General features: G+C 66.5%; 20 protein-coding genes. 11 read left to right on the top strand and 9 right to left on the bottom strand.

Annotation, left to right across the window (positions count from 1 at the left end):
• Window positions 1-182: 182 nt before the first annotated feature.
• The 3 genes from ACFPU0_RS13695 to ACFPU0_RS13685 all read right to left on the bottom strand — a co-directional run bounded on the left by ACFPU0_RS13695 (window position 183) and on the right by ACFPU0_RS13685 (window position 2,586).
• Complete coding sequence (locus ACFPU0_RS13695; RefSeq protein ID WP_377693612.1) at window positions 183-1,244, bottom strand: 2Fe-2S iron-sulfur cluster-binding protein; 1,062 nt, start codon at window positions 1,242-1,244, stop codon at window positions 183-185.
• A gap of 13 nt (window positions 1,245-1,257) precedes the next feature.
• On the bottom strand, window positions 1,258-2,016 hold the full coding sequence (locus tag ACFPU0_RS13690) for a glucose 1-dehydrogenase (RefSeq protein WP_377693611.1): 759 nt from the start codon (window positions 2,014-2,016) through the stop codon (window positions 1,258-1,260).
• A 63-nt stretch (window positions 2,017-2,079) separates the two neighbouring features.
• Entirely contained in the window at window positions 2,080-2,586 is a 507-nt protein-coding gene (locus ACFPU0_RS13685) for a flavin reductase family protein (RefSeq protein ID WP_377693610.1), read from the bottom strand.
• A gap of 224 nt (window positions 2,587-2,810) precedes the next feature.
• Here ACFPU0_RS13685 and ACFPU0_RS13680 point away from each other — a divergent pair, with 224 nt between their 5' ends.
• From ACFPU0_RS13680 to ACFPU0_RS13670, 3 genes are all read left to right on the top strand, one after another.
• Window positions 2,811-3,995, top strand: coding sequence for a flavin-dependent monooxygenase (locus tag ACFPU0_RS13680; RefSeq protein ID WP_377693609.1), 1,185 nt, complete (start codon window positions 2,811-2,813; stop codon window positions 3,993-3,995).
• Window positions 3,996-4,242: 247 nt separating this feature from the next.
• Window positions 4,243-5,376, top strand: a complete 1,134-nt coding sequence (locus ACFPU0_RS13675) for an LLM class flavin-dependent oxidoreductase (protein WP_377693608.1) — start codon at window positions 4,243-4,245, stop codon at window positions 5,374-5,376.
• A 188-nt stretch (window positions 5,377-5,564) separates the two neighbouring features.
• On the top strand, window positions 5,565-6,284 hold the full coding sequence (locus ACFPU0_RS13670; protein ID WP_377693607.1) for an EthD domain-containing protein: 720 nt from the start codon (window positions 5,565-5,567) through the stop codon (window positions 6,282-6,284).
• A 62-nt stretch (window positions 6,285-6,346) separates the two neighbouring features.
• On the opposite strand, the gene ACFPU0_RS13665 is transcribed toward ACFPU0_RS13670, so the two are convergent.
• From ACFPU0_RS13665 to lysA, 3 genes are all read right to left on the bottom strand, one after another.
• Entirely contained in the window at window positions 6,347-6,766 is a 420-nt protein-coding gene (locus ACFPU0_RS13665) for a hypothetical protein (protein WP_377693619.1), read from the bottom strand.
• Window positions 6,767-6,950: 184 nt separating this feature from the next.
• On the bottom strand, window positions 6,951-8,057 hold the full coding sequence (zapE, locus tag ACFPU0_RS13660) for a cell division protein ZapE (RefSeq protein WP_377693606.1): 1,107 nt from the start codon (window positions 8,055-8,057) through the stop codon (window positions 6,951-6,953).
• A gap of 268 nt (window positions 8,058-8,325) precedes the next feature.
• Entirely contained in the window at window positions 8,326-9,564 is a 1,239-nt protein-coding gene (lysA, locus tag ACFPU0_RS13655) for a diaminopimelate decarboxylase (RefSeq protein WP_377693618.1), read from the bottom strand.
• A 119-nt stretch (window positions 9,565-9,683) separates the two neighbouring features.
• Here lysA and ACFPU0_RS13650 point away from each other — a divergent pair, with 119 nt between their 5' ends.
• The 4 genes from ACFPU0_RS13650 (at window position 9,684) to ACFPU0_RS13635 (ending at window position 15,217) form a co-directional block, all read left to right on the top strand.
• Window positions 9,684-10,610 (top strand): LysR family transcriptional regulator, encoded by a 927-nt coding sequence (locus ACFPU0_RS13650; protein WP_377693605.1) that lies wholly within the window; start codon window positions 9,684-9,686, stop codon window positions 10,608-10,610.
• 601 nt (window positions 10,611-11,211) lie between these two features.
• Complete coding sequence (locus ACFPU0_RS13645) at window positions 11,212-12,708, top strand: PLP-dependent aminotransferase family protein (RefSeq protein WP_377693604.1); 1,497 nt, start codon at window positions 11,212-11,214, stop codon at window positions 12,706-12,708.
• Between the two features lie 117 nt (window positions 12,709-12,825).
• The gene (locus ACFPU0_RS13640) at window positions 12,826-13,899 is read left to right on the top strand and encodes a sugar phosphate isomerase/epimerase family protein (RefSeq protein WP_377693602.1); all 1,074 of its coding nucleotides are present in this window, start codon (window positions 12,826-12,828) and stop codon (window positions 13,897-13,899) included.
• A gap of 52 nt (window positions 13,900-13,951) precedes the next feature.
• A complete protein-coding gene (locus tag ACFPU0_RS13635) occupies window positions 13,952-15,217 on the top strand; it encodes an MFS transporter (RefSeq protein WP_377693601.1) in 1,266 nt (421 codons plus the stop codon).
• An 84-nt stretch (window positions 15,218-15,301) separates the two neighbouring features.
• Here the strand turns inward: ACFPU0_RS13635 and pbpG are convergent, their stop codons facing one another.
• The 3 genes from pbpG to ACFPU0_RS13620 form a co-directional block, all read right to left on the bottom strand.
• Window positions 15,302-16,198: a D-alanyl-D-alanine endopeptidase gene (pbpG, locus tag ACFPU0_RS13630; RefSeq protein WP_377693600.1), complete on the bottom strand. Its 897-nt coding sequence runs from the start codon at window positions 16,196-16,198 to the stop codon at window positions 15,302-15,304.
• Window positions 16,199-16,362: 164 nt separating this feature from the next.
• Entirely contained in the window at window positions 16,363-16,749 is a 387-nt protein-coding gene (locus ACFPU0_RS13625) for a DUF488 domain-containing protein (RefSeq protein WP_377693599.1), read from the bottom strand.
• Window positions 16,750-16,761: 12 nt separating this feature from the next.
• Window positions 16,762-17,202, bottom strand: a complete 441-nt coding sequence (locus ACFPU0_RS13620) for an acyl-CoA thioesterase (protein ID WP_377693598.1) — start codon at window positions 17,200-17,202, stop codon at window positions 16,762-16,764.
• A 294-nt stretch (window positions 17,203-17,496) separates the two neighbouring features.
• Here ACFPU0_RS13620 and ACFPU0_RS13615 point away from each other — a divergent pair, with 294 nt between their 5' ends.
• From ACFPU0_RS13615 to ACFPU0_RS13600, 4 genes are read left to right on the top strand one after another with little or no spacing between them, the layout of a single operon-like run.
• Window positions 17,497-17,922: a nuclear transport factor 2 family protein gene (locus ACFPU0_RS13615; RefSeq protein ID WP_377693597.1), complete on the top strand. Its 426-nt coding sequence runs from the start codon at window positions 17,497-17,499 to the stop codon at window positions 17,920-17,922.
• Window positions 17,919-18,107: a hypothetical protein gene (locus tag ACFPU0_RS13610; protein WP_377693596.1), complete on the top strand. Its 189-nt coding sequence runs from the start codon at window positions 17,919-17,921 to the stop codon at window positions 18,105-18,107. The genes ACFPU0_RS13615 and ACFPU0_RS13610 overlap by 4 nt, the downstream gene beginning before the upstream one ends.
• Complete coding sequence (locus ACFPU0_RS13605; RefSeq protein WP_377693595.1) at window positions 18,104-18,868, top strand: SDR family oxidoreductase; 765 nt, start codon at window positions 18,104-18,106, stop codon at window positions 18,866-18,868. Before ACFPU0_RS13610 ends, ACFPU0_RS13605 begins: the two co-directional genes overlap by 4 nt.
• A 26-nt stretch (window positions 18,869-18,894) precedes the next feature.
• Window positions 18,895-19,650 carry an SDR family NAD(P)-dependent oxidoreductase gene (locus ACFPU0_RS13600; RefSeq protein ID WP_377693593.1) on the top strand — a complete coding sequence of 252 codons (756 nt, stop codon included), beginning with the start codon at window positions 18,895-18,897 and terminating at the stop codon, window positions 19,648-19,650.
• Window positions 19,651-19,915 lie beyond the last annotated feature (265 nt).

Genomic DNA, 19,915 nt, shown 5'->3' with positions numbered 1-19,915 from the left:
GGCGTGCAGAGGACTTTCACCTCCAAGTCGTCCAGTTCACCACCACAGTGAACCGAACAGCGCCAGTCACGGCGCTACGCGCCATGCCTGGCGCACCCAAAAAAAATACCCGGCCGAAGCCGGGCATAAAGGCACAGACATACACGCTCAATACCACCCGGCAGGGCGGCGGCCCCCGGGTGTCAATCCGGGAACTTCAGTTTCAGCCGGGCCGAGGCCGGGCGGCCCTGGCAGGCCAGGGTCCAGCCCTCGGCGATCTCCGCCGGGCTGAGAATATCGTTGCGCGACAGGCGTACCTCGCCCTGCTCCACCTTGCACATGCAGGCGCCGCAGAAACCCTCTTCGCAGGAATAGGGCGCATCCAGCCCGGCATTGCGCATGCTCTGCAGCAAGGTCTCGCCGGGCGTCCAGGCCACTTCCGCGACCACGCCGTCCAGCTCGACCTGGACGGATTCGACCTCGACCCCACCCGCCTCGACGGGTTCGGCGACCACCTCATCCGGATCAGGTGGCGAGACGAAGCGCTCCACATGGATGCGTGCGCGGTCTTCGCCCGCCGCCTGCAGGGCACGCTCCACGGTGTCCATGAAGGGTCCCGGGCCGCAGATGTAGAACTCCGCGCCGGCGTGGCCTCGCACCAGCTGGCGCACCTCGCCCTCGCCGAGGAAGCCCTGCACCGAGTCCAGCACATGCACCACTTCCAGCTGGTCGAGGTGGGCCCTGGCGAGAGCCCGCAGCTCGTCGCGGAAGATCACCGAGGCCTCGTCGCGGTTGGCGTAGATCAACTTGATGCGGCGCCGGCTGGTCTTCAGCGCCGACTTGAGGATGGAGAACACCGGGGTGATCCCCGAGCCGCCGCCGAACAGCACCAGGTCGTGCTCGCCGGGCAGCAGGTGGAAGTGCCCTGCCGGCGGCAGCACGTCCAGCAGGTCGCCGGCGCTCACCTGGTCGTTGAACCAGTTGGACACCCGCCCGCCATCCACCCGCTTGATGGTGACCTTGGGCAGGCTGTCGCAGTCCGGCGAGCTGGACATGGAGTAGCAGCGCGTCAGCCGCTTGCCGCCGAGCACCACGCGAAAGCTGAGGAACTGCCCCGGCTTGTAGCGGAAGCGCTCCTCCAGGCCCGCCGGAATCCGCAGGACCAGCGAGCGGCTGTCGTGGGTCTCGGCGATCACCTCGGCCACTTCCAGCTGGAAGCCGCCGGCCTGTTGGGGTTCGATTGCCAGTGGCTGCGCGCTGCCCATGCTCAACTCCCGATCACAGCAGGCCGCTGACGGTCTGCGCGTTATCGATGCGCAGCTCGCTGCCATTGATGAAGCGCGACTCGTCCGAGGCGAGGAAGACCACCAGGTTGGCGATGTCGCGCGGTGCGCACATGCGGTTCTTCGGGTCCTGGTCCAGCACCTCCTGCGGCACATCCTGCAGGCCGGTCAGGGGCTGGGTCATGGGGGTGTTGATGCCGTCCGGGTGCACGCTGTTGCAACGGATGCGGTAGCCCTGCTGCTTGCAGTGCAGCGCGACGGAGCGGGTCAGCGCCGCCACCGCGCCCTTGGAGGCGGAGTAGGCGCAGAACGCCGGCATGCCGCCCAGGGCCGCCACCGACGACATGTTGATGATGGAACCGCCGCCGCTGTCCTTCATCGCCGCGATGGCGTGCTTGCAGCCGAGGAAATAGCCGTCGCTGTTGATCCGCTGGATCTTCTGCCAGAGCTCCAGGCTGGTGTCCTCGATACTGGCCAGGGCGAGGATGCCGGCGTTGTTCACCAGCACGTCGAGGCGGCCGAAGGTCTCCAGGGTGACCTTGATGACGTGCTGCCAATCGGCCTCGCTGGAGATGTCCTGGCGGACGAAGATGGCGTTCTCGCCGATCTCCGCGGCGGCTTGGCGACCGGCCTCTTCATTGAGGTCGGTGAGCACCACCTTCGCCCCCTCGCTGGCCAGCAGCTGGGCGTCTGCGCGCCCCGCTCCGCTGGCGGCACCGGTGACGATACAAACCTTGCCTTCGACTCGTTTCATCGTTGTTCTCCTTGGGAAGCCTTGGCGGCCAGGGACAGGCCGCCTTGCCGTCAAGCCGGGCTCTCAGCCGGCCACGGCCAGGGATGACGCGGTGGTGGTGTAGGCGCCGTTGAGGTAGACCAGCGGGCTGATCTCGGCGCTGTTGTGGATCTCCATGATCCGGCCGATGAACACCGTGTGGGTGCCGTAGCTGAATTTGCCGTCCTGCTGGCAGAGGATCGCGGACTGGGCATCGCCCAGGTAGGGAATGCCCGTGGAGCTGGTGCGCCAGTCGCCACGCTGGAAACGCGCCTCGCCCTTCACCGGCCCGCTGCACAGCTGGGACAACTCTTCCTGGTCCAGGCCGAGGATGTTCACGCAGAAATCCGCGCCGGCATCCAGCACCGCGTGCAGGGATGCGGTCTTGTTCACGCAGATCAGCAGCGACGGCGGCTCGGTGGACAGCGAATCCACCGCAGTGGCGGACATGGCGAAACGCTCCTGGCCGTTGCTGGTGGTGATGATGGTCACGGACTTGGCCAGACGACGCATCGCCTGGAGCATGTCGCCTTTCAGATCAGACTGGCTCATGGCACGGCCCTCTTTTTGTTCTGGAGTGGTGCCGATTCTTCGCCAGGGCCGGCCGTGCAACATCGTCCGAGGGGACTAGTCATTGCGAGGGCCCGCGACCTCCCTGTAGGGGCGAGCCCCGTGCACAGGCCGGCCATATGGTCCGTTTGAGGGATGCTCCGCCCCTTGCCGGTTGTTTGAATGCTCGGCGATGGGTGGAAAAGCCTTCAACCGGAGAACAACAAATGCTCGACCACGACCTGATCCGCCAACGCCTGAAACAACGCGCCCGTGAACTCGTGCCGGTGCTGCGCGAGCGCGCGCCACTGGCCGCCAAGAGCGGCCAGCTGCCCGAAGAGACCATCCGTGACTTCCAGGAGGCGGGCTTCTTCCGCATCCTCCAGCCGGCGCGCTGGGAAGGCTACGAACTGGAGCCGAAGGACTTCTTCGAGGTGCAGATGACCCTCGCCGAAGGCTGCATGTCCTCGGCCTGGGTGCTGGGCGTGGTGGCGATCCACAACTGGCAGCTGGCACTGTTCGACGACCGCGCCGCGCAGGATGTCTGGGGCCAGGACTCCAGCGTGCTGATTTCCTCCTCCTACATGCCGGTGGGCAAGGTCGCCCGCGTCGACGGCGGCTTCCGCCTCAGCGGCCGCTGGGGCTTCTCCTCCGGCAGCAAGCACTGCCAGTGGGCCTTCCTCGGCGCCATGGTGCCGCCGGCGAAGGAAGGCGACGGCCCGGACTACCGCACCTTCCTGGTGCCGCGCCACGATTACGCCATTGTCGACAACTGGGACGTGATGGGCCTGGAAGCCACCGGCTCCCACGACATCCTGGTGGAAGACGTGTTCGTCCCCGAATACCGCACCCACCGCTCCATCGACGGTTTCATGCAGAACAGCCCGGGCAACGCGGTGAACACCGCGCCGCTGTTCCGCCTGCCCTTCGGACAGATCTTCGTCCGTGCGGTGTCGTCCTCCACCATCGGTGCGCTGCAGGGCGCCATCGACCTGTTCATCGAGGCCAACAAGGGCCGGGTGGGGGTCAACGATGGCCGCAAGATCATCCAGGACCCCGGCGCCCAGACCGCCCTGGCCAACGCCATGGTCACAGTGGACGAATGCCGCACCGTGCTGCTGCGCAACTTCGAGATGATGATGCAGCGCGCCAAGGCCGGTGAGCCGCTGACCATGGCCGAACGGGTGAAGATGCGCTACGACTCCGCCATAGTCCCGGACAAGTGCGCCCAGGCGGTGAAAGACCTGATGTATAACAGCGGCGCCTCCACCATCTTCCGCCAGCACGGCATCAACCGCGCCTTCCGCGATATCCACACCGGCCGCGCCCACGTGGCCAACTGCCCGGGCAAGTACGCCCTCAACCTGGGGGGCGTGAGCATGGGGCTCGATAGCACCGATTTCTTCCTCTGAGCACCGCGCCCCGTAGGATGGGTGGAGCTTGCGATACCCATCGATCCGCGGTGATGGGTATCGCTCCGCTCCACCCATCCTACGGAAAGCCCCGCCACGACGCCCGCCCTGCGCGGGCGTCGTGCTTTCCGGGGGACCAAGGTGACTAGTCTTTTTGGGGGATTCCGCGCGCTTTTCGATCCCACACCATGCGCCCAAGGCCCGGGGTTCCGGGTTGACCGATCAAAGAACAACAAGGGCTAAGCGCATGAAATTCTCCCTGATCTATGAGGCTCAGACGATCGACAGCAGCCGCGAAGGCGACCGTCGCATCTTCGACGAAACCGTCGAGCAGGCCGTGCTCGCCGACAAGCTCGGCTTCGACAACTTCTGGTGCGTGGAACACACCGCACTGACCAACTATTCCCACATGTCGGCGCCGGAAACCATGCTGGCCTTCGTCGCCGGCAAGACCGAGCGCATCGGCATCGGCCACGGCGTGGTCTGCCTGCCGCCGGCGATGAACCACCCGGTGAAGGTGGCCGAGCGCATCGCCACCCTCGACCTGCTGTCCAAGGGCCGCGTGCACTTCGGCGTGGGCAAGGGCGGCACCCAGCAGGAAGCCGGCACCTTCGGCTACGACCTGGCCACCCTGCAGCCGCAGATCGACGAAGCCATGTACCTGATCCCGAAGATGTTCGTGCAGGACGAGATCGAACATAACGGCGACTTCGTGAAGATCCCCAAGCGCCCGATCCATCCCAAGCCCTACCAGGACCCGCACCCGCCGATGTACCTGGCCTGCACCAACACCGAGTCGCTGAAGAATGCCGGCGGCCGCGGCATGGGCGCCCTGGTGCTGGGCTTCGGCGGCCCCGAGGAGATCGCCAAGAAGGTGGCGGTGTACCACGAGGCCTGGGACAACCGCGACGAGAAGAACCAGGTCGGCTTCCGCCCCAACCGCCACATCGCCGCCCTGTGCCCGGCCATCGTCCTCGACGACAACGAGAAGGCCCGCCACATCGGCATCCGCGGCCAGCGCTACTTCATGGAGTCCCTGGCCTACTGGTACGCCGGTGGCGAGCGCCCGGACCCGGAGAAGTGGAAGGACGATACCTTCGTCGACGGCAATGGCCAGGCGGTGATCAAGTCGCGTTTCGCCTCCGAGGAAGTCAAGGTGGACTTCTCCGACCCGACCATGGCGATGATGAACCCCAACCATGCCTACGGCACCGTGGCGGACTGCATCGGCTACGTGCAGCGCCTGATCGACGCCGGCGCCGACGAGATCCTCTTCATCTGCCAGATGGGCACCGTGCCGCAGTGGGCCCAGCTGGAAACCCTGAGGAACATTGGCGAACACGTGATTCCCTACTTCCGCAAACAGAACGGACTGACCTGAGCAGCGGAGTGAGGAATGGAGAACGGGCCTTCGGGCCCGTTTTCCTTTTTGCGGCGGCAAGCGAAACGGCCTGGCCCCGGCGGCGTGCGCTAGTCCGGCCGGACGATGCAGGGCCCCGGCGCGCACTGCATGTTCTGCCTGCCCGGCCGAATCCCGGCCGCCATCACTGCCTCATGAGGGCCCTTGCCGTGGAAAAGATCATCTACACCCTGTGGCGCAATCCCCAGGACAGCCTCGAATCCTTCTCCCAGCGCCTGCGTGGCGAAGTCGCCGAACAACTCTTCACCCTGGGCGCCCGTGGCCTGCAGGTGAACCTGGTGGACGCCGATGTCGCCCCTGCCGCCGGCCTGCGCCAGGAAAACAACCGCCCCTTGCCGGACGCCCTCCTGTCCCTCTGGGTCGATAGCGCCAACATCCAGTTCCGCCGCCCGGTGGACGACATCCTGGCCGCATCCTCCAGCCGCCTGGCGGCCTACCTGGTGAGCGAGTCGGTCGCGATCCGCAATACCCGCTTCCCGGCCCGCCCCGGCGAGCGCACCCACGGCTTCTCGCAGATCGCCTTCCTCAGCTGCCCGCCACGCCTGACCCGGGACGCCTGGCTGGATATCTGGCGCAACTACCACACCCAGGTGGCCATCGACACCCAGGACAACTTCCTCTACGTGCAGAACCTGGTGGTGCGTGCCCTGACCCACGGCGCCGCGCCCCTGGACGCCATAGTGGAGGAGGCCTTCCCGCCGGCCGCCATGACCGATCCCATGGCCTTCTTCGACGCAGCGGGGGACGAGGCGAAGTTCCAGCACAACCTGGCCGCGATGATGGAGAGCTGCCAACGCTTCATCGATTTCGACAAGATCGACGTGCTACCGACCAGCCAGTACCTGCTCAAGGCGGTAGCGGCGGTCTGAGTCCGCCAGCCCGGCCAAGGGGCGCGCCGCGCGTATCGACTTTCACGCGCGGCGCCGCGGAATCAGGCGTCCTCATCCTCCCGCACCAGCACGCAGTGCAGGCCGTCGTCGTCCTCGTTGCTGTCGTAGAGGTAGAACATCTGCACCTCGCCGGTGGCGGTGACCACTGCGACGAAATCACCGGCATCGGCGAGGAAGAAGTCGCGGCTGTCGGGGGAGCCCTGGCATTCGATCAGGGCGGTGACGAAGGAGGCCGGGTCGATATCGCCGAAATAATCCTCGCGCTCCTGGGCGCTCCATTCGGCCGGAACCTGGAACGGGCCGGTGAACAGAATGCGGGCGTCCCCCAGGTCCTCTTCTTCGGCATCCAGGTCGTTGTCGTCGGGGCGGTAGAGCGTGCAGTCCAGGGCGTCGGCATGGCCGAGCACGGCCTGGCGGGCGGCCAGGCGCTTTTCCGGGTCGAGGCCGGCGGCCAGGCAGATCTGGGCCCAGCTGTCTTGTTCGCGTGGAGACACGGGGGTGTTCCTTCTGGGTGGGGAGTGGAAAGTAGTCTAGTGTCAGGCAGCGCTCGACGGGGAGCAATTGCCCGTTGCGCATGGGCCACGCGCTCACAAGAAAGCGCAAGGCTGGCCAGGCTGTAAGGATCAGCTCAAGTAGCGTCCGCGCTCAGAATCGCGCCAGCTGCATTTCCCGCAGGCGGCTCAGGGTGCGGCGGAAGGGAAACTCCAGGTAGCCCTCGGTGTAGAGACGCTCCATTGGCACGGCCGCCTCCACGTGCAGGGGTATGCGCCGGTCGTAGCATTCGTCCACCAGGGCGATGAAGCGGCGCACGCCATCGTCATGCACCGAAAGCTGCGGCAGCTCCCGGTCACCTGCGGCCACCCGTTCGACGCCATCCTCGGTGCCACGGGCGATGCGCCCTTCACGGCGGGCAGCGCTGAGGTTCGGCACCTCGCCCAGGAGAATGGCCGGGAAGCGGTCGCACAAGGCGATGAAATCCAGCGCTGCCAGGGGCTGCTCGCACAGATCGGCGTAGCGGAACCAGGCAGCCGCCGGGCAGCGCCGCACCACCGGCACCAGGCGATGGCCCAGCTCCAGCGGCTCGCTCGAAGCCCCCTGCCCCGCCGCCAACCGCTCGAACACTTCGGCCAGGACGCCGGGCCCACCAGGGGTAGCCACCCAGTAGCGCTGGTGGCCGGCACCGGGATGCAGGCGATGGTCCTGGCCGCCGTCAACCGCCACCACCCGCATGTGCCGTTCGATGGCGGCGATGGCCGGGACGAAGCGCTCGCGGTTGAAGCCGTCGGCATAGAGCTGCTGCGGCGGCTGGTTCGAGGTGGCGACCATGGCCACGCCCTCCGCGAACATCAGCTGCAGCAGGCGGCCGAGCAGCATGGCGTCGCCTATGTCATTGACGAAGAGTTCATCGAAGCAGAGCACCCGCACCTCGCGGCCCAGTTCGCGGGCCAGGGCCTGCAGCGGGTCGGGGGTGCCGGTGAGCTGGAACAGGCGCTGGTGTACCCAGCGCATGAAGTGATGGAAATGCTGGCGCCGGGCCGGAACCTTGAGGCTCTGGTGGAAACGGTCCATCAGCCAGGTCTTGCCACGCCCCACCGGCCCCCAGAGGTAGACGCCGGTCACCTGGCCGGCCTGGTGCAGGGCTTCGTGGCACAGCTGCAGGCAGTCGACTGCATGGCGCTGCGCCGGGTCAGGCTGGAAGCCGCCCTGCTCCAGGGCATGCTGGTAGGCGGCAAAGGGGGATTCGAAGGTCATGGCGCCGCATTGTGCGGGTTGGATGGCGGAATGGGTAGGAGCGAATTCATTCGCGAAGGGCCGCGCAGCTGTCCCGTAGGGTGGATAGCGCTCTTCTATCCACCTTTCGTCGCCAGGCCCCGCTCCGCTGGTGGATCGGTGAAGCGTGATCCACCCTACGGCCGTAATGGGGAGTCAGTAGCCGGATGAAATCCGGGAAAAATCCCACCACACACCCCGGAGCTCCGCGTAGGGTGGAAATCCGCGTGGCGGATTTCCACCGGGTGACTCAGAACTGCTCCAGCGCCAGCAGGTCGGCCAGGGGCTGGCGGCGGCGGATCAGGCGGGTCTCGTCGCCATCCACCAGCACTTCCGGCAACAGCGGGCGGCTGTTGTAGTTGGACGACATGGAGGCGCCGTAGGCCCCGGTGTCATGGATCAGCAGCAGGTCGCCGACCTGGGCCGCCGGCAGCGGACGCGGGGCCACCAGGCCGCCGTCGTGCTGGGTGAAGACATCGCCGGATTCGCACAGCGGGCCGGCCACCACTGTCTTGCGCTGCGGGGCGGACACCGGGTTGCCGGTAGCCTCCAGCAGGGTCATGTCGTGGAAGCTGCCATACATCGCCGGGCGCATCAGGTCGTTGAAGCCGGCATCCACCAGCACGAAGTGGTTGTCGCCCACGTCCTTGACCGCACGCACTTCGCTGAGCAGGCAACCGGACTCGGCCACCAGGAAGCGGCCCGGTTCCAGTTCCAGGCGTACCGGGTGCTTGACGATGCCCTCGATTTCGCGGCGGGCCTGGTTCCAGAGCTCGGCGTAGCGCGGGATGTCCACCGGCACATCGCCCTCGCGATAGGGAATGGACAGGCCGCCGCCGGCGGAGATGGCTTCCAGATCGCAGCCCAGGTCGCGCACCGCGCCGACCATGGCGCCGCAGACCTGCTCCAGGTGGCTGTAGTCCACCCCCGAACCGATGTGCATGTGCAGCCCCACCAGCACCAGGCCGTAATCGCGGATCACCGCCATGGCGGCGTCCAGCTGGCTGTGCCAGATGCCGTGCTTGCTGTTCTCGCCGCCGGTGTTGGTCTTCTGGCTGTGGCCGTGGCCGAAACCGGGGTTGATGCGCAGCCAGACGCGGTGGCCGGGGCTTTCCTGGCCCAGCTGGGTGAGCATGTCGATGGAGCCGACATTGACCTCGATGCCCAGCTCCACGGCGCGCTTCAGGGTGGCGCGGTCCAGCAGGTCGCAGGTCAGCACCACGCCCGCCGGTTCGCCCTTGGGCGAATAGCCGGCCAGCAGCGCGCGCTCGATCTCGCCGAGGGACACCGCATCCACCTGCACGCCCTCTTCACGCATCAGGCGCAGGATGCTCAGGTTGGAGCAGGCCTTCTGGGCGAAGCGGATCACGTCGAAACCTTGCAACTGGGCGATGCGCTCGCGGATCACGGCGGCGTCGTAGCACCAGAGCGGGGTGCCGTGTTCACGGGCAAGGCTGGCGAGGGTCGAAGCGGGGATATTCGGGCGCATGGCGGCCTCCGGAATCAGGATGGCGCCATGATGTCGGCTCATGGCAATTCAATAAAATACCAATTTGTTCAACTACCATTCATTATTGATATGTACTGAATCCCGCAGCCGAGCGCCCCATGGACCTTTCCATCCGCCATATCGAAGTCTTCCGCGCGGTGATGACCGCCGGCAGCGTGACCGGCGCCGCGCGCCTGCTGTTCACCTCGCAACCCACGGTGAGCCGCGAGCTGGCGCGCTTCGAGCACCTGTTGGGCTTTCGCCTGTTCGACCGCGAGGGCGGCCGCCTGGCCCCCACCGCCCAGGGCCTGGCACTGTTCGACGAGGTGCAGCGCTCCTATGCCGGGTTGGAGCGTATCGTCGGCGCGGCCCAGGCCATCCGCCGTTTCGACCAGGGCCAGCTGGCCATCACCGGTCTGCCGGTATTCGCCCAGACCCTGCTGCCCGCCTTCTGCCAGGCCTTCCTCGAACGCCATCCCGGCGTGAGCCTGGCCATCAGCGCCCAGGAGTCGCCCTTGCTGGAGGAGTCCCTGAGCGGCCAGCGCCATGACCTGGGCCTGTCGGAGACCGACGTGCAACCCCGTGGAACCCGGGGGGCGACGCTGTTCGCCGCGGATATGGTCTGCGTCCTGCCGGAAGGCCACGAACTCCTGGCCAAGGCTGAACTTACCCTGGCGGACTTCCACGGCCGCCCCTTCATCAGCCTGGCCGGCCTGGATATCTACCGGCAGAGCCTGGATGCCCACTTCCTCGCCGCCGGGGTGGAACGCCGCATGGTGGTGGAGACCAGCACCGCCGCCTCGGTCTGCGCCATGGTCCGCCAGGGCCTGGGCCTGGCCATCGTCAACCCGCTGAGCGCGCTGGACGAGGCCGGGCGCGGGCTGCAGGTCCGCCGGCTGAGCACGTCGATCCCCTTCCGGGTGCAACTGATCCGGCCGGAGTACCGGCCCTCCTCGGCGCTGGTGGATGAGGCGCAGGAGGTGCTGCACCAGCAGGCGGGGCGGATGATCCGGGGGCTGGAGGAGCGTCTCGGTCGGCTGGATTGATATTCCCTTTTTGGGTTCCATGCGAATTTGAGGGAACAGGTGGGGCTCATGCCGGATTGGCAAGATTGTGTGATTTTCCTTGCATGGATTAGTGCCGCCGGACGCTTCCCTCTCCCCCGGCCCCTCTCCCAGAGGGAGAGGGGTGACTCGCGCCGGCAAGTCCAAGCAATCCTGAAGCCCAAACGCGTCTGACACTAAAGACCAATGGTGGGGCCGCGACTACGCCCCGTCAGGAGGCCGAGCGGAATCGTTGCGCAGGGGGACGAGCGGCATGGATGCCGCGAGAGGCGTGCGGGGCCAGGGATGGCCCCTCACGCCGGGCCCCCGGAGCAGCGATGGAGCGAGGGAAGTTTGGCGAAGCCAAACCCGGATGCAGGGGCAAGCCTTTTGGTTCCTTTTTGGCGTTTGAAAAAGGGACTCGCCCGGGAGGGCGAAACAGAAAGCCGAAGCCCACTCGACAATGAGCTGAACCACCGGACAACAAGCCAAGTCCCTCTCCCCAAAATTCCTTGGAGTACCTCTTTCCGTCACACACTGAAGCACCAACAATGACAACCCGGCCCCACTTCGGGCTGGGCTGAAAATTCGAGGCCAGCAGAAAATGAAATCCCCCGGCGGCATGTTGCTGACAGGCATAGAGCTGGACCGCACCAGCGCCGTGCCCCTCTACCGCCAGCTCTACCTCCAGGTGCGCAAGCAGATCCTCGCCGGCCGGTTGCCGGGTGGCACGCGCCTGCCCTCCTCGCGCACCCTGTGCAAGGAGCTGGAGCTGTCGCGGATCACCATACTCAATGCCTTCGACGAGCTGACCGCCGAAGGCTTCCTGGCCCCGCGCACCGGCGCCGGCACCTATGTCGGCAGCGAATGGGAAAGCCGCGACGCGGCTGCCGACGCCCCGCGCAAGCCGCCGCGCCTGTCGAGCCTGGGCCAGTCCGTATTGTCGCTGCGCAGCGAGCACTTCGGTGGCGTGTCCTACGCCTCCTGGGACCCCGAATGCCCGACCTCCTTCCTGCCCAGCCATCCCGCCTACGATGCCTTCCCGCTGCCGGTCTGGCGGCGCCTGATGAATCGCCACCTGCGCCAGCCGACCAAGGCCCTGCTCGGCTACGGCGAGCTGAAAGGCCTGCTGCGCCTGCGCGAAGCCATAGTCGAATACGTCTTCGATGCCCGTGGCATCGAGTGCAGCGTCGATCAGGTGGTGATCGTCTCCGGCGCCCAGCAGGCCTTCAACATCCTCGGCATGCTGCTGCTCGATGCCCAGGACGGCGTGTGGATGGAAGACCCCGGCCACATCGCCGCGCGCATCGCCTTCCAGGCCCAGGGAGGCCGCCTGGTCCCGCTGCGCATCGACGACCAGGGGCTGGACGTGCAGCAGGGCCTGCGCGACTGTCCCGAGGCCCGCCTGGCCTTCACCACGCCCTCGCGCCAGCATCCGCTGGGCACCACCATGAGCTATGCCCGCCGCCAGGAACTGATCGAATGGGCGGGCCGCGGCCACGGCTGGATAGTCGAGGACGACTGCGACAGCGAGTTCCGTTACCTCGGCCGCCCCCTGCCGGCGCTCTTCGCCATGGACCAGTGGCAGAAGGTCATCTACGTCGGCACCTTCAGCAAGGTGCTCTACCCCTCCCTGCGGCTGGGCTACGTGATCCTCCCCGAGGCGCTGGTGGAGCCCTTCTGCGCCATCCGCGCGGTGATGGACCGCAGCCCCTCCACCCTGCACCAGGCGACCACCGCCGACTTCATGGGCGAGGGTCACTTCCTCGGCCATATCCGCCGTATGCGCGCGCTCTACCAGGCCCGCCAGGAGAGCCTCGTGGAGCAGTTGCGGCGCCATCTGGACGGTTTCCTCCAGGTCGCGCCGGTGGCGGCCGGCCTGCACCTGATCGGCTGGCTGGGCGAGGCGGAAGACGACGACGCCATCGCCCAGGGGCTGGCCCGGCAGCAGATCTACACCTACGCCCTCGGCGACTACTGCCTCAAGCGCTACCTGCCGCCGGGGCTGCTCGTCGGGTTCGCCGGCACCCCCGTGGAACAGGCCGGGGAGAAGGTCGAGGCCCTGGCCCGGGCCCTGGAAAGGCTCGGGCACCGTCTGTAGCGAGCGGCAACCAAAGTGGTCATAACAATTAAAAAATAATGGCTATATCGATAGCGCCATTCCGGAGAGATAAAGGCAGCGCCGGGCAAACCGGCACCTTTTTCAGGAATGACAAGAATGAACGCTATCCAAGCCCGCTTTGCGGCCCTGCTGCGCCACAACGCCGGCAGCGAAGCCCCTCCGCCGCTGCTGACGCCCGCCCTTGCCGGCCGACTCCTCGAACGCCTCGACGGCATCCGCCTGTTCGCCCATGGCTACCCGCTGCTGACCAACCTCACGCACCTGCGGCTCAAGCCGGAGGACCTGCTGGATTTCGCCTACCGTCACGAACTCCAGGGTCTTTCCCTGCATCTGCTGGATGGTGAAGAGAACAGCCTGTCGCGGATGGGTCCAGCCCAGCTCCAGGCCTTCGCCGACAAGGCCCGCGCCCTGGGCCTGGACGTTCACCTGGAAATCAGCAGCACACGCCGCGACGACGTCGACCAGGTGGTCGCCATCGCCCGGGCCATCGGCACCCGCAACATTCGCGTCTATTCCCGCTACGAGGGCCACCTGTCGCGGGTCATGGCGCTGATCGAGGCGGACCTGCGCTACCTCGGCGAACTCGCCGACCGCTACGACCTGCACATCGACTTCGAGCAGCACGAGGAGCTCAAGAGCTTCGAGATCGCCCAGCTGCTGCGCCAGGTCGGCAACCCGCGCCTGAACGCCCTGTTCGACTTCGGCAACATGATCAATGCCTGCGAGCAGCCGCTGCCGGCATTGCAGGCACTGGCCCCCTATATCCGCCAGGTGCATCTCAAGGGTGTGCGCATCGTCCCCGAGCAGAACGGCTTCGGCCACTACGGCGTGCTGCACGGCAGCCCGGAGGACGACCTGCCCGGCGCGCGCATGCTGTTCGAACTGCTGATGCTCGGCGACGCGGCGCCCCAGGTGGTCGCCTTCATCCTGGAACAGGAAAACCACTACATCGCCCCGTCGTTCCGCCAGGCGGACGAGGCCGAGGACCCCTTCATCCCCTACCGGGAAATGAGCGAGACCGGCCTGCCGCCGGGCTACACGCTGGACCGCATGGCGGCCGACGAGCACCGCTGGGCGAACAACCAGATCCGCCATGTGCGCGGCCTGCTCACCGAGCTGCGCGTGCTGGCCGAACTGACCCTGGCCGAAGCCGGCCAATCCCCTGCCTGAGCCGCCCCTGGCGACAGGTGACATTCCAATCCGGAAACTGTGGAGAACAACAATGACAGCACAGGCCAAGGCCAAATGGCTCAGGTTGCTGGTCCTCGTCCTCGGCGGCGGGATCATCTACAAACTGGCGAACCTCAAGGACGCCTTCTACATCCCCATGCAGGAGCACATGGGGCTGACCCATACCGAGATCGGCGCCCTGCTCAGCGCCAACGCCATCATCGCCACCGCGCTCTTCGTGGTCGGCGGCTTCCTGGCGGACCGTTTCACCACCCGCAAGCTGATTCCCCTGGGCCTGATCGGCACCGGTTGCCTGGGCCTCTACCTGGCCACCTTTCCCGGCTATAGCCAGCTGCTGATCGTCTTCAGCCTGTTGGCCGTCTGCGCCGACTGCCTGTTCTGGCCGTCGCTGCTCAAGGCCATCCGCAACCTGGGCGACGATGGCGAACAGGGGCGTATGTTCGGCTTCCTCGAAGGTGGCCGGGGCGTGGTGGATACCGCGGTGGCCTTCGCCGCCCTGGGGGTGTTCGTCGCCATGGGCTCCGGCGCCGCCGGGCTGAAAGCGGCCATCCTGTTCTACTCGGCGATCGACATCGGCGTCGGCCTCTTGACCTTCTTCCTCCTCCGGGACAGCAAGGCGAGCGGCCCCGCGAGTGAAACCATCGGCCTGGCCGGCCTGATGGAAGCCGTGCGCGTGCCGGGCATCTGGCTGGTCAGCCTCAACGTGTTCATGGTCTACATCGTCTATTGCGGCCTGACCTACTTCATCCCCTACCTGAAGGACATGTACCAGCTGCCGGTAGCCCTGGTCGGCGCCTACGGGATCATCAACCAGTACTTCCTCAAGGTGCTGGGCGGCCCGGCCGGCGGCTTCATGGCGGACAAGGGCCTCAAGAGCTCGAGCCGCTACCTGAAGTGGGCGTTCCTGGCGCTGCTGCCGATGATGGCGCTGATCCTGAGCATTCCCACCGGTGCGGACTTCATCTATGCGGGCATGGCCGCCACCCTGTCGTTCGCGCTGATCGTCTTCACCATGCGCGGCGTGTTCTGGGCGCCCATGAGCGAAGTAGGGATTCCCTCGCGCATCACCGGCTCGGCCTTCGGCATCGGCTGCCTGATCGGCTATGCGCCGGGCATGTTCGCCTACGTCATCTACGGTTCCATCCTGGACCAGTATCCCGGCCAGGAGGGCTACACCTATGTGTTCAGCCTGATGAGCCTGCTGGCGGTGATCGGCTTCCTGGTCTCCAGCCTGCTGCACCGGACGGTGCGCAAGCACGCCGCCAGCCAGTCGCAAGCGGTGGCGGCCGGGGCCTGACGGGCCACCGGGCAGCCAAAACGCAGAAGCCAGCCCCTGGGGCTGGCTTCTGCGTTCAGCGGGCCGGCGCGATGCGCCGCCCGTTCATCGGCGATTGGCCACGGCCGCTGCCGGGACGGCGCCGCTGGTGCCGGTCTCCATCCAGCGACGCATGCGGGTGGCATCAGCCATGTGGGTGTACCTGCCGAAGGCGTCCAGCAGCACCAGGGCCATCTGGCGCTGGTTCATGCGGGTGAGCATCACCAGGCAGTGTCCGGCCTCGTCGGTGTAGCCGGTCTTGGTCATCTGGATACTCCAGTCGGCCTTGCGCACCAGGTTGTTGGTATTGCGGAAGCCCAGGCTGTAGCGCGGCTTGACGAAGTTCACCACCTTGGAGGAGGTGGTGCTGTACTGGGTCATCAGCGGGTACTTGCGGGTTTCCTTGAGCAGGCGCACCAGGTCATTGGCGGTGGAGACGTTGAAGGGCGACAGGCCGGTGGGCTCGACGTAGCGGGTACTGGCCATGCCCAGGGCGCGGGCCTTGGCGTTCATCGCCTTGATGAAGGCCGGGTAGCCGCCCGGGTAATTGTGCGCCAGGGTAGAGGTGGCACGGTTCTCCGAGGACATCAGGGCGATATGCAGCAGCTCGCCACGGCTGAGCTGGCTGCCCAGGCGCACCCGGGAGTAGACCCCCTTCATTTCCTTGTTCTCGCGGATGGTGACCGTCAGCACCTCATTCAGGGGCTGCTTGGCCTCCAGCACGACCACCGCCACCATCAGCTTGGTCACCGAGGCGATGGGCATCACCCGGGCGGGATTGCGCGCATAGAGCACCTTGTCGCTGCCAAGGTCCACCAGCAGGGCGCTGCGGGAAGACAGCTTCAGTTTCGCCGGATCGCGCACCGGCAGGGGCTGTTCGGCGGCCTGGACAGGGGTACCTGCCAGCATGAGCACGCAGGAACCCAGAACGAACAGCTTAGTGATCGAACTACGAATATTCACGATGCTTCCAATGGAAAAGGGGCCACGAAGATGGGGCCCCACTGAAAAAAGTATAGGAACGAAGACGGCGGAATACGCAGCGCCTTCCGTCGTCGGGGCGCGATTTTGCGCCTTTGGTCGGATGATCGCCAGTGCCAGAGGATGGCGGCGACAGGCCGTCCGGATCAGCGGATCGAGGCGCCGCGCTCGGCCAGCAGCTGGCGCAGCAGGGATCGGTGGCAGCGGCGCTCATCCTCGCAGTAACAGCCCACGGCGAAATGGCTGCCATGGGACAGGGTCGCCAGCAGGTCCAGCACCCTGGCCCCTTCGCCCCCCTCCATTTCGGCGCGGTAGCGTCTGGCGAAGCGCGCCCAGTCGGCTTCGCTTTCGGCGACCTTGCCTTCGGCCATCAGTTCGGCGCTCGGCGCCAGCAGGGGCAACCAGGTGTCGTAGTAGTCGCGGCTGGCGAACTCGGCCTTGGGCACGCCACGGGGCGGCCGGCGCACGGTGCCGATGCGCGGTCCCTCATCGGCAGCCCGTGGCGTTCCCAGGCGAACGATGCTGATGCTCATGTCCCCTCCTTCTCAGCGGCTGCTGCTGGGCAGCTCGCGGAAATCGTCACTCCTGTCCATGGCCTGGAGTGCTTCCAGCAGCTTGGCCGTCGGCCTGACCAGCTTGCGCTGTTCCAGGTCGAACCAGCCAACGGTGGAGGTCACCCGCGCGGCCAATACGCCCTGGCGGAAGAACTCGTTGCGCAGCAGCATCCGGCTACCATCGGCCGAGAGGCCGGCGGCGCGCATGCTGATCTCCAGTTCGTCGAGCAGATGGACCTCGCGGAAGTACTCGATCTCGTCCTTCATCACCACCGGACCCAGGCGCAGGCGACGGAACTCGGACATGGGGAAACCGAAGTCGGCGAAATACATCATGCGCACGTCGGCGGACTTGTCGAGGTAGGCCGTGTTGCGCATGTGGGAGTTGAAATCCATGTCGCCCCAGCCGGCGATCAGGGTCTTCTGGTACATGAGCGGTCTCCGCAGGGTGGATGGGGGAGACTCACTTTATGACGCCCGGGCCCTTTGCAACACCGGCGTGATTGACAACTCTGGTATCGATCTTGTCAGGAAGGTCACGATCCTCGCCTTCGAAAGGGGTTTCGACACCGGTCTGGCCGCCGCCCTCCCCGGCTCATCGTCCGGCAGGACTATCCGCAGCCGCGATTTCGCCCCATTAGTCCCCTCGGACGATGCTCCGCCGCGGCGCCGATGCGAGTTTCCCCGCACCTGCAACTGCGCAGGACAAACAAGGAGGCTCATGGCATGTCCGAGGCATCGCACAAGCAAGCGCTCTATGAACTCGTCTGTCGTTATGCACAGGCGGTGGATGAACGGGACTGGACGGCACTGGCCCGCCTGTTCGCCCCCGACGCCGTACTCAAGGGGCCCGGCTTCAGCTTCGACGGCGTCGACGCCATAGTCGCGGGGATGAACGGCCTGGGTCGTTTCAGCCTGACCCAGCACCACGTGCACAACCACCTCGCCGAAGTCGAGGAGCTGGAGGCGAGCGCGGAAACCTACTGCGTCGCCAACCACCTGTACGAAGTCGATGGCGTCCCCCGCAAGCTCGACTGGGGCATCCGCTACCGCGACCGCTTCGCCTGCATCGACGGCCTCTGGCGCTTCACCCAGCGTGAACTGCTGCTGGACTGGACCCAGGACCTGCCCGTCCAGGTGGCTGCGGCATGACCGGGGCCGTGCGCTACCTGGCCGGCCGCGAATCCGGCTGCACCACCGGCCAGAGCCTGGCCATCGACGGCAGCCATGAGCTGCGCCGCAATCCCCAACTGGACCATCTGATCTCGGCCATCTTCGGCGAAGACGCCCCGCGCGCCGCCCTGGCCGGCCAGGAATCCCCAAGGAGCCCCGCATGAAACGTGTGCAAGACAAAGTCGTACTGATCACCGGCGCCGCCAGCGGTGTCGGCAAGGCCGATGCCCTGCTGCTGGCCGCCGAAGGCGCCCGGGTGGTGCTGGGCGATATCGACCGGGAGGGTGGCCAGGCCCTGGCCGCCGAGATCGGCGCCAACGCGCTGTTCGTCGAACTGGACGTTGCCGAGGAAGCGCACTGGCAGCGGGCCATCGAGCAGACCCTGGCGACCTTCGGCCGCCTCGATGTGCTGGTCAACAACGCCGCCATCTGCCCCCTCGGCACCATCGAGGACGCCAGCCTGGCGCAGTGGCGCAACGTGATGCGGGTGAACGCCGACGGCTACTTCCTCGGTTGCAAGTACGGCATCGAGGCGATGAAGCGCAACGCCACCGGCGGCTCGATCATCATGATGTCCTCGGTCGCCGCCCTCGGCGGCCTGCCGCCCATGTGCGCCTACACCGGCTCCAAGGGCGCCGTCACCGCCCTGACCCGCAACGTGGCGATGCACTGCAAGAACAGCGGCTACCGCATCCGCTGCAACTCCATTCACCCCGACGGCATCTGGACACCCATGACCCAGTCGCTGGTGCCCAATCTCGATCCGGTGGCCCTGGGCATCGGCGACAACCCAATGGCGCGCATGTGCATGCCGGAGGACGTGGCCAACCTGGTGCTGTTCCTTGCCTCGGACGAATCGCGCTTCGTCAACGGCGCAGAACTGCGCATCGACAACGCGCAGACGATCTCCGGCATCGCCGGCTAATCCAACTGATTCGGGAGCACACAAGCATGAGCATGCTGCAAGGCAAGGTAGCCCTGGTGACCGGAGGCGGCCAGGGCGTCGGCCAGGGTATCGCCTACTCGCTGGCCGCCGAAGGCGCCAAGGTCGCCGTGGCGGGCCGCACCCGCGCCACCCTGGAAGAGACCTGCGCGGAGATCCGCCGTCGCGGCGGCACCGCCCTGGCGGTCGAATGCAACGTGATGAACCCGGCGGATATCGACCGCTGCGTGGCCGATGTGGTGGAGGCCTTCGGTGGCCTCAACATCCTGGTCAACAACGCCCACATCGTGCCGCTGGGCAGCATCCTCGAAGTGACGGACGAAACCTTCATGAAGGGCATCGACTCCGGCCCCATGGCCACCCTGCGCCTGATGCGCGCCTGCTACCCGCACCTCAAGGGCGAAGGCTCCGTGGTCAACCTGGCCTCCTCCGCCGCCGTGCGCTGGGACGCCTCGGGCTACGGCCACTATGCCGCGACCAAGGAGGCCATCCGCTCCCTGAGCCGCGCGGCTGCGTGCGAATGGGGTGTGGACGGCATCCGCGTCAACGTCATCGCCCCCCACGCCCTCTCCCCCGGCCTGCGCGGCTGGGTCGAAAGCAACCCGGTAGAAGCGCAAGCCTTCTTCAGCAGCATTCCGCTGCGCCGGGTGGGTGATTGCGAACACGACATCGGCCGCACCGTGGCCTTCCTGGTCAGCGACAACGCCCGCTACCTGACCGGCGCCACCATCCCACTGGATGGCGGCCAGGCCTATTGGGGCTGATAAGGGAGAAGAGCAGGCAACGACTGGCAAACAAGGTTGCCGTGAACTGTCGGTGGATGGCGGCATGAATGAAAACAGGCTCGCTGGTGCGGGCCTTGTTCTTTCTGCCGGATGGCGGTCCGTGCCGGAGATTCGTATTCCTGTAGGGGCGAATTCATTCGCCAAGCAGGCCGCAGGCCTGCCCTTCGGAGCCCGAGCAGGGCACAGCCTCCCTCTCCCCCCTCCCCTCTCCCTGAAGGGAGAGGGGTGACTCGCGCCGGCACCT

Origin of the sequence: Pseudomonas sp. GCM10022186 (assembly GCF_042656385.1) — a bacterium.
Classification (GTDB): domain Bacteria; phylum Pseudomonadota; class Gammaproteobacteria; order Pseudomonadales; family Pseudomonadaceae; genus Metapseudomonas.
The sequence above is the reverse complement of the archived record's forward strand: the minus strand, read 5'-3'. Positions and strand labels throughout refer to the sequence as shown.

Coding starts and splice junctions, on each gene's coding strand:
- ACFPU0_RS13695 (WP_377693612.1), bottom strand. CDS start 1,244: ATGGGCAGCGCGCAGCCACTGGCAATCGAACCCCAACAGGCCGGCGGC.
- ACFPU0_RS13690 (WP_377693611.1), bottom strand. CDS start 2,016: ATGAAACGAGTCGAAGGCAAGGTTTGTATCGTCACCGGTGCCGCCAGC.
- ACFPU0_RS13685 (WP_377693610.1), bottom strand. CDS start 2,586: ATGAGCCAGTCTGATCTGAAAGGCGACATGCTCCAGGCGATGCGTCGT.
- ACFPU0_RS13680 (WP_377693609.1), top strand. CDS start 2,811: ATGCTCGACCACGACCTGATCCGCCAACGCCTGAAACAACGCGCCCGT.
- ACFPU0_RS13675 (WP_377693608.1), top strand. CDS start 4,243: ATGAAATTCTCCCTGATCTATGAGGCTCAGACGATCGACAGCAGCCGC.
- zapE (WP_377693606.1), bottom strand. CDS start 8,057: ATGACCTTCGAATCCCCCTTTGCCGCCTACCAGCATGCCCTGGAGCAG.
- lysA (WP_377693618.1), bottom strand. CDS start 9,564: ATGCGCCCGAATATCCCCGCTTCGACCCTCGCCAGCCTTGCCCGTGAA.
- ACFPU0_RS13650 (WP_377693605.1), top strand. CDS start 9,684: ATGGACCTTTCCATCCGCCATATCGAAGTCTTCCGCGCGGTGATGACC.
- ACFPU0_RS13645 (WP_377693604.1), top strand. CDS start 11,212: ATGAAATCCCCCGGCGGCATGTTGCTGACAGGCATAGAGCTGGACCGC.
- ACFPU0_RS13640 (WP_377693602.1), top strand. CDS start 12,826: ATGAACGCTATCCAAGCCCGCTTTGCGGCCCTGCTGCGCCACAACGCC.
- ACFPU0_RS13635 (WP_377693601.1), top strand. CDS start 13,952: ATGACAGCACAGGCCAAGGCCAAATGGCTCAGGTTGCTGGTCCTCGTC.
- ACFPU0_RS13625 (WP_377693599.1), bottom strand. CDS start 16,749: ATGAGCATCAGCATCGTTCGCCTGGGAACGCCACGGGCTGCCGATGAG.
- ACFPU0_RS13620 (WP_377693598.1), bottom strand. CDS start 17,202: ATGTACCAGAAGACCCTGATCGCCGGCTGGGGCGACATGGATTTCAAC.
- ACFPU0_RS13615 (WP_377693597.1), top strand. CDS start 17,497: ATGTCCGAGGCATCGCACAAGCAAGCGCTCTATGAACTCGTCTGTCGT.
- ACFPU0_RS13610 (WP_377693596.1), top strand. CDS start 17,919: ATGACCGGGGCCGTGCGCTACCTGGCCGGCCGCGAATCCGGCTGCACC.
- ACFPU0_RS13605 (WP_377693595.1), top strand. CDS start 18,104: ATGAAACGTGTGCAAGACAAAGTCGTACTGATCACCGGCGCCGCCAGC.
- ACFPU0_RS13600 (WP_377693593.1), top strand. CDS start 18,895: ATGAGCATGCTGCAAGGCAAGGTAGCCCTGGTGACCGGAGGCGGCCAG.